The 8,535-nt window shown below is 57.9% G+C and carries 7 protein-coding genes; all 7 read left to right on the top strand.

Going from position 1 to position 8,535, the window contains the following annotated elements; all coding sequences use genetic code 11:
- On the top strand, positions 1-955 hold a 955-nt coding region (locus tag ACETWG_04135), incomplete at its 5' end, for an elongation factor 4 (protein ID MFB0515779.1).
- A 58-nt stretch (positions 956-1,013) separates the two neighbouring features.
- Complete coding sequence (locus tag ACETWG_04140; GenBank protein ID MFB0515780.1) at positions 1,014-1,757, top strand: metallophosphoesterase; 744 nt, start codon at positions 1,014-1,016, stop codon at positions 1,755-1,757.
- Between the two features lie 79 nt (positions 1,758-1,836).
- Positions 1,837-2,559, top strand: a complete 723-nt coding sequence (locus tag ACETWG_04145) for a type II CAAX prenyl endopeptidase Rce1 family protein (GenBank protein ID MFB0515781.1) — start codon at positions 1,837-1,839, stop codon at positions 2,557-2,559.
- Positions 2,560-2,575: 16 nt separating this feature from the next.
- Entirely contained in the window at positions 2,576-3,511 is a 936-nt protein-coding gene (locus ACETWG_04150) for a hypothetical protein (GenBank protein MFB0515782.1), read from the top strand.
- Positions 3,511-4,326 (top strand): prolipoprotein diacylglyceryl transferase, encoded by an 816-nt coding sequence (gene lgt / locus ACETWG_04155; protein MFB0515783.1) that lies wholly within the window; start codon positions 3,511-3,513, stop codon positions 4,324-4,326. The genes ACETWG_04150 and lgt overlap by 1 nt, the downstream gene beginning before the upstream one ends.
- A 59-nt stretch (positions 4,327-4,385) precedes the next feature.
- The gene (locus ACETWG_04160; GenBank protein MFB0515784.1) at positions 4,386-5,189 is read left to right on the top strand and encodes a hypothetical protein; all 804 of its coding nucleotides are present in this window, start codon (positions 4,386-4,388) and stop codon (positions 5,187-5,189) included.
- Positions 5,167-8,523 carry a hypothetical protein gene (locus ACETWG_04165; GenBank protein ID MFB0515785.1) on the top strand — a complete coding sequence of 1,119 codons (3,357 nt, stop codon included), beginning with the start codon at positions 5,167-5,169 and terminating at the stop codon, positions 8,521-8,523. The genes ACETWG_04160 and ACETWG_04165 overlap by 23 nt, the downstream gene beginning before the upstream one ends.
- Positions 8,524-8,535 lie beyond the last annotated feature (12 nt).

The following is an 8,535-nucleotide window of genomic DNA, read 5'->3' on the forward strand; positions in this document are numbered from 1 at the left end:
GCAACGGCTGCCGGGATACAAGACCGTCAAGCCGATGGTGTTCACCGGGCTTTATCCCATAGCTGCCGGAGATTATGAGCTGCTGCGCAAATCGCTGGACAAATTGCGCCTGAATGACGCCTCCCTCAGTTACGTGCCGGAGACTTCCACCGCCCTGGGCTTCGGCTTCCGCTGCGGTTACCTGGGGCTGCTCCACATGGAAATCGTCCAGGAGCGGCTGGAACGGGAGTTCGACCTGAACCTGATCATCACCGCGCCCAATGTGGAATACGAGGTATCCACCAGGGAGGGTGAAGTGGTCAAAGTGGACAGTCCGGCGGATATGCCCCACCCCGGCTCCATCGTAGAGGTCCGGGAGCCGTATGTAGCGGCTGAGATCATCGCCCCGCCGGATTACATGGGCAGCATCATGAAGCTGTGTCAGGATAAGCGCGGTGTCTACCGGAACACCCATTATCTATCCCCTTCCAAGGTCCAGCTGAAATATGAGCTGCCCTTGGGAGAGGTCATTTTTGACTTTTTCGACCGGCTGAAGTCGGTGAGCCGGGGCTATGCCTCCTACGACTATGAGTTCATCGGCCACCGGCCCGGTGAGCTGAAAAAGTTGGACGTCCTCATCACCGGGGAAGTGGTGGATGCTTTAAGCAGCATCATTCATAAGGACCACGCCCAGGCTCACGGCAAGGCTCTGTGTAAGAAGCTCAAGGAGGTGATCCACCGGCAGCAGTTTGAGGTCGTGATTCAGGCCGCCATCGGGAACCGGGTCATCGCGCGGGAAACCGTCCGACCGCTGAGGAAAAACGTCACGGCCAAGTGCTATGGCGGAGATATCACCCGCAAGCGGAAGCTGCTGGAGCGGCAGAGAGAAGGCAAAAAGCGGATGAAGCAGCTGGGCCGGGTTGAGATTCCACAGGAGGCCTTTCTCTCCATCATGGAAGTTGGGCACGGGGACTAGAAAACAGCGCTTGAATTGTTGCCTGTATCGCAGGCTGAAGGAGGCTGGCTGACCGCTCATGGCGTTTGACCGCCGGTACATCATTATTGGAGATGTACATGGCAACCTGGAGGGCATGGATCTTCTTCTTGAGAAAGCCGGCTACAAACCCACCGAAGATCGGCTGGTATTTGTAGGGGATTACAATGACCACCTCTCTTACAGCGACTTTTCGGTCATGAGGTTGATTGATCGGCTGATAGGGCTCTACGAACGCTCACCGGATAACATCTTTTTCATTCGTGGTAACCACGATCTCTGGTTTGCTGAGTGGCTACTCAACGGCGGTGTACCCCCGGAGATCTGGTATGTCCAGGGTGGCAGGGAAACCCTCGCCTCCTATGGCATCGTAAGCGTGCAGGGCACGCAGGACGAACGCGAGAAAGTCCCCCGGTCGCATCAGGACTTTATCTGCAACCATGTGGATCAATACTACCTGGATGAGCGGGTGTTGGTTATTCATGGTGGTTTTACCTCCGAGAGGCAAATGCAGGTGATAGCTGCGGGCGGGGAGTTGAGTGACGAAGATCTGGAAATGATCGTCTGGGATCGCTACTTTATTTTTACCGCCAATGATTCCGTGCATTCCCTTTATCGGCAGTATTTCGCCGATCGCTATCTGGTAACGGGGCATACCCCGGAAGGACCGTTCGTCAATCCCCGCAATACCAAATGGATGTTGATTAATTGCGCGAGCAGGGGTGAGAATCTGTGCGCGGTGATCATTGAGGATGACCAGAGTTATACTTTCATTCGCACCTGATCTTGGGCAGCAGGTGCGCGGCGAGTTACTTCCGGGGACTTAAAACATTGTACATGGAATCTGGATTACGGGACCGGGCATGAGCAGCCACTGGCGCGATTATCCTCACCTTTCCCGCACTCCCTGGTACAGCCTGGTGTTTATTCTGCCGCTGGTAGCCATTTATGAAGTACTGGCACTGGTGGTCAATTGGGAATCGGAACTGCAGCTGCGCAATGGAGCCGATGTTCTCCTGCGGCAGCTGCTGGGAATTTGTGGGCTGACCGCCCCCTATATTATGGGCCTGCTTTTGGCTGCTGCTGTGGTCGCAGCCTGGCTCTGGCAGCGCCAGAGATACGGCACCACCCGGGTAGCTGGCGTCCACCTGGTCGCTATGTTGGCCGAGAGCCTCCTTTGGGCTGGTGTCCTCCTGGTATCCCTCTCAGCGGTTGACCAGCTGCTGATTGTTGCCACCTCTGATACGGTCTTGCGGACGGCGTTCCTGGCAGTGGGCGCGGGCATCTATGAAGAAGGGGTGTTCCGGCTGGTACTCATCAGCGGCACGGCGATGTTCTTCCAGCGCGTCATGAACTGGCAGCGACAAGTCGCCTGGGGAGTGGCAATAGGGTTAGCTGCGGTGTTATTTTCCCTCTTCCACTATGTGGGTCCCGCCGGTGAAATATTCACCTGGAACTCCTTCGGTTATCGGAGCGTAGCAGGGGTTATATTGGGTTTGTTGTTCACCCTCCGGGGATTCGGTATTACCGTCTATGCTCACACTGTCTATGACCTGCTGGTTCTGGGATTTCAAACGGTGGGATGAGGAAGGGAACTGGATCATGTGCTCACGTAAATGTAGCATGACTATGTTTGGGCGGGTGGTTTGTATACTGATCTTTTCGGGATCAACCGGCCTTACAGCCCAGGAATCCAGTCCCTATAAGAGCTTTGATGTGATGATTCTGCCCGAGTATGAGCATCCTGGCGTAGAGATCAGAGTGAAGGGGGAGGTGCAGCCGGGCCAATACCCCCGTTATCTGGAAATGGAGGTCCCTCCCAATACCCCGGTAGCCCTGGTTTCCAGGTCCGGCCCGCAGGGGGAACCGGTCAGCGAACGCATCGCAACCCGTACGGCCGATGGCAAAACCTATCTGCCCATAGATGTCAGTGAGGCCTGGTTCTTTGTGCGGTATTTTTTCAACCCGTTCGAGAGCGAAGGTGGCGCTCGGACGTTCACCTACCACCTGTCCACCAACGAAGTGCTGCCGGAGTTTCACATCATTATTCTGCAGCCGGTTGCCGCGCAAAATTTCCAGCATTCATTGGCTGAGGCTGACGAACAGGTGGATGAATTCGGCCTGCTGTATTATCGGCAGCACCTTCATGGATTACAGCCCGGGACCGGCTATCCTGTAACAGTCAGTTACGAAAATCCCAGCAACGTCCTCACTGTGGCCGAATTGCAGGCCAGAATGGAGCAGCTGCAGGCGGGGGGTGAAGCCGGTCGCCCTGCAATCGGTAGTCAGCCCTCGAACTTGACTACTGTCCTTCTGACAGTGATCCTGTTGGCTGTAGGTATCTTTATCATTAAAAGCGTGTGGGGCAGTCGCAGAGCAATGGCAGAAGCTACTTCTGCTCAAAAGGCCCGAGGCGGCGCGGCACTGGTGAAAAAGGGTCCCCGAATGGGCACTGGCAAAGGCCGATTCTGTGCCAGCTGTGGTAGTCTGCGACGGCCGGGGGCCCGGTTCTGCTTTAACTGCGGAAAGGAATTCTAATGTACCCTGAACTTCTCCACCTCGGGCCGTTCACTATTTCTTCCTATGGTTTCATGATGGTAGTGGCCTTCATCACGGCCTACATTTTACTAACCCGCGATGGTAAGCGCTTGGGCTGGCCGCCGGAGCTGGCCCAGGATATTGTCTTCTGGGCTGCTATTGGTGGCATTCTCGGGTCCAAGATATACTATTTGATCGAAAACATCGGTCGTGGGTCCGGGGAGAACCTGGCCGGCCTGTGGAATATTATCGCCGGCATTTTTACGCTCAGCCCTCAACGCATTGCTGAGGGGATTCAGAACTTCGGTGCGGGGTTGGTCTTTTTCGGCGGCCTTATCGGGGGCACGCTGGCGGTTACCCTGGTTGTGCGGCGCAAGAAGATGGACTGGCTGTCCATCGCCGATGTGCTGGCACCCTACCTTATTATGGGATACGCCATCGGCCGTATTGGGTGCTTTCTGACGGGGTGTTGCCACGGTGTCCCCTCACAGCTGCCCTGGGCTGTAGCTTTCCCCAGGGGCGCCGAACCGACCATAGTACCAGTCCATCCAACCCAACTTTATGAATTGACTCTGGGACTGGCCATCTTCGGCTTCCTGTACTGGCTGCGTCCCAGGGCCGGGTTTGCCGGGCAGGTTTTTTCTCTTTACCTGATCCTGGCGGGGACGGAGCGGTTCTTTATCGAATTCATCCGCACTAATCGCCATTATGCCCTGGGTCTTACGGGGGCCCAGTTTTTCGGGATCATCGCGGTGGTGATAGGAGGGATTCTCCTGTATTGGCTGCCGAGGCGCAGCAAGGTCGATTCATCGTAGGAAAGTTGACCATCGCGCCTTCCGCCCGTCTGACAGCAATCTTTACTGGTGGCTGGCTGATGTCACTGGCCGCCCCGGCCGCGGCCCAGAAATGGATTGAAGCTCCCCCGATACCCCTATCGCTTCCCGCAGATGGTCTGGTCCAGGTAGCGGCCGCTCCCTGGGGCGATGGGCTATACTTTCTGGATGGCCTGCGCCTCGAAGTTCTGGCCGCGGACGCTCACGGCCGACTACGGCAGCGATATGGTGGCTGGGGCACCGGCGCCCTCGCCCTGGACCTGCCGCGTGACCTGGTTGTAGCCGAAAATTCGGTCTTCGTTCTGGATCAGGGAGGACAGCAAATCTTGCGTCTGGATGCGCGACTGAATCCGGTATCCACCACCCCTTTGCCTGGTGATCAACTGCCTCTTGCCTTCATCCGGGATGCGCAGCAGCGGTTTTGGGTGACTTTTGAAAACCAGGCCGGTCTCTACCTGTATGCCGACGATGGTACGGTGCTGGATGTGGTGGCTGATGAAGCCAGCGGCGCGGTGGCGGTGCTGCATCCCTCCCTTCTCGCCGCGTCAGACAACCGGATAGCGGTATGGGATCCGATTGATGCCATCATCTACCTGTTTCATCTCAGCGGTCGGCTTGACCGCCGACTTCCGTTGCAGTGGGAAAGGCCCGTCCTCGCTATCGAGTGGGCTGGCGAGCGGCTCTTGTTAGCGACGACTGCGGGGCTCCTCCAGGTCAACCCGGCCGATGCAACCGTAACGTCCCTGCCGGTGGCCGGAGGGGTTATCGACCTCGCCGCCCGTTTCCCGAATATTTATGTACTCGACCAAACCGGTATCCTCCATGTGCTCCAGCCGGTCCCTTAGATGGCTGTCGGCAGTGGTAGTGCTGGTGAACTGCCTGCAGGGGCAGGTAGAGCACCATCAGGACGAGCTTGTCTTCACGCCTGCCATCAGGATAGATACCCTCGCTCATGCTCCCGTCATTGAGGGTAGCTGGGAGGTTTTTGATGACGCGGGGGGACCGCTTGACACGGCCCTGGTGCGCCTTGAACCGGTGTCGGGGAGTGTTCGCTGGTTGGGTCCGCTGAATAATGAACGACGGATAATGGTACGCTACCGGGTAGTGTCGGGTTTGGTGCCGAGGCTGGGCCCGGCCTGGCGCTACCTGCCGCCCCTGGGGCAGATCGTGGCCGATTCAACCGCCCCATCGCTGGGTAGCGGCTCACTGCCCTCCAGGCCAGGCGAGGGGAATCCCCCTGCGGATCGGTTGGTGACAGCCGGGAGCCTGTTCCGGGGGTTGAGCGTGTCTTCGGGACGGGGGGTAAATCTCACCGGTGGGCTCAATCTGCGCCTCCAGGGTGAACTGGGCGGTGGTGTCTTCATCAACGGCAGCCTTACCGACCAGAATATCCCCATTCAGCCGGAGGGCGATACGCGAACCCTTAACGAGCTGGATCAGGTGCGGCTTTCTCTCACTAGCCGCTGGGGCGAGGTAGAGGTGGGAGATTTCATTCTGAAAGGCCAGGGAGGCCGTATGGCTTCGTTTGAGCGCAAGCTGGAAGGCATGCGCGTCCAGCTGCAGGGCGGTGACTGGCAGGTGATAGGCGCGCTGGCGGGCAGCAGGGGGCGGTATCGCAGTCAACTCATCCAGGGACAGGATGGGCGTCAGGGGCCTTATGCACTCCTCACTCACGAGGGTTCACGCACCATGATTGTCCTGCCGGGCACCGAGGTAGTGTGGCTAAACGGCCAGCGCCTGCAGCGAGGGGAGAGCCTGGACTATACCATCGATTATACTGCCGGAGAGATCAGCTTCACTCCCCGTCACTCTATCCGCAGCGACAGCCGCATCGTAGTCGATTTTGAGTATACCGACCTGGTGTTTAACCGCCTGACCAGTTATCTGGCTACAACCTGGCGTGGCGAGAGATCAAGCCTTACTGTCTCCGCCCTTACTGAACGGGATGATCTTCAGAGCAACCTGGAATTCAGTCTCTCCGCCGAGGACCAGAAGTATCTGCGGGAAATCGGGGATCGCGAGCAGGAGGCCATCATCCCGACGGCCGCCCCCGATCCGGCTGGGAGCTACGACCTGGTTGATGGTCACTACCTTTGGCGGGGAGAAAACCAGGGTGGCTATAAGGTATCCTTTTTCAACGTGGGTGATCAGGGCTGCTATCGCCGCGTCGTGGCGGGAGATCGTGTCATCTACCAGTGGGTCCCTCCGGAAGAAGCGGCCATGTACAACGCCAACTATGCCCCGTTCCGGATTCTCAAGCTCCCTCAGCGACTGGACCTGATGACTACCAGTTGGCAGCTTGACGGCAAATCCGAGGGGCGGTCGGCCCGCCTGGAAGTGGGACTCAGTCACGTGGACCTTAACCGCTACTCACCTCTGGACGACCGGGACAATCTGGATGCCGGCTATGCGTTGCAGCTCCAGTGGAAAACGGAGCCCCTGGCATTGGCTGGCCGCACATTAAGGGCTGGTCTGCAGCTGGATGGGCTGGGGAAAGGTCAGCAGTTTACCCCGCCGGGCCGCTGGGATGCCGTCGAGTTCCAGCGGGAGTGGGACCTGGATGGCCAGCCCAAGCGATATAACTGGCAGACTGTCAACCTCTTCTTGGAAGAGACAGGCCACCAGCGAGTCTTCGCCCAGCTGGGACGCATCGGAGCTGACAGCATCAGGACCGACAGACTGAGCTGGGGCCTGATCAAAAGCGGCACGGCACCACTAGCGGGCGGATTCAAGCAAACATTCCTATCGCGAGTGAATGGAGATCGCGCATGGCAGATTACTGATAGTGACTTAAAGTATAACTTTAAGAAGTTCGCACCTTTTGTCCGATATTACAGTGAAAACAGGCAAAGAGATATAGCTTCGAGCTACCAGGTCGAGCAGCTGACACTGGGGCTGGAGGCCCGGATTTCGCAGCAAACCCGGTTAGGGCTCAGCCGGGAGCTGCGGCGCGATATTTTTCAGGCCGGCCCTACCGAGACGGCCCATCTTTGGCTCCTTTCACTGGCGCGGACGGTCCCCCGGGGCACGCGCCTGGAAACCACCCTCTCCTTCAATGAAAAGGTCGCCAGCGATGAGCGGGACGATCTGTCCTATATGATGGGAGACCTCGCGCTGGTGCATCGCCCGGTCGGGCGACCTTGGTGGCTGGACCTGCGCTATCGGCTGGAGCGCAAGATTGCCGAATCCAAAGCAGTGATTTATGACTCCGTGGGAACGGGCCTGGGGCAATACCGCTTTGACCCGGTGTATAAAACCTATGTGCCGGATGAAGCCGGTTCCTATAACCGATTTGTGATCCCGGCCGGAGAGATTCGTCCGATTAATACGGTTAAATCCCGCTTCCGACTTCAAGTGGATCTCAACCGCACCCGGTATCCTATCGGCTCGATCAAAGATTATGTCGTAGCCCGGCTTATTATCCAGGGTCAGCTGGCGGCAGAAATATTAAAGCATTCGCTGGCCACTTATCTGAAGCCGTCCCTGGATGACTCAGCGGCAGTGAATGTCCATTCCAGACTGCAGCTTGACCTGGCTCTGCAGTCACGGCCCCGGCAGCCCCAATATCGCCTGCGCCTTATTCAGCAGACCAGGCTGAACCGGGAGAATATTGGCGGGAATGGTGGGGATATGCCCTTGGGTGAGGTTCTTGAGCAGACTTCAGCGGAGCTTGTACAGATAAGCCGTCACCAGCTGGCCGGGCGGCAAGTCAATCGGGAAATGCGGCTGATCCATGAACGCAAAGCACTCCAGTCCCTGATATCGTCGCTGCGCAACCATGATATTCTAAAATGGCAGGGGCAGGGTACCGCGTCGGGAGCCCTGGCAAAACGGCTTACGACCAGCGTGACCGGCTCCTGGCAGCAGGAAGTGGACCGGGATTTAGAGGCATTGCAGGTGCGCACCATCGCCTATGGTGGCGGTTTGCAGCTGACGGTGGGAACCAGAGGGCACTTGCGGGTGGACCTGGAACATTTCCACGTGGCTGCCAGCCGGCAAGTGCCTATTCCGTACCTCATGGCCCAGGGTTTCCCGAGCGGTCGCTCACAGCGGCTCCGGGCCAGCGGGCAATTTCACCTGTCCCGTAACCTGTTGCTTTCTATTACCCTGTTTTCCCGCCGGGAGGCCGGACGCGCACCCTTCACGAACGCCAACCTTGAGTTGAGGACCCAGTTTTGAGATCGGCGGTCG

The organism is Candidatus Neomarinimicrobiota bacterium (assembly GCA_041862535.1).
In the GTDB taxonomy this organism is placed as follows: domain Bacteria; phylum Fidelibacterota; class Marinisomatia; order SCGC-AAA003-L08; family TS1B11.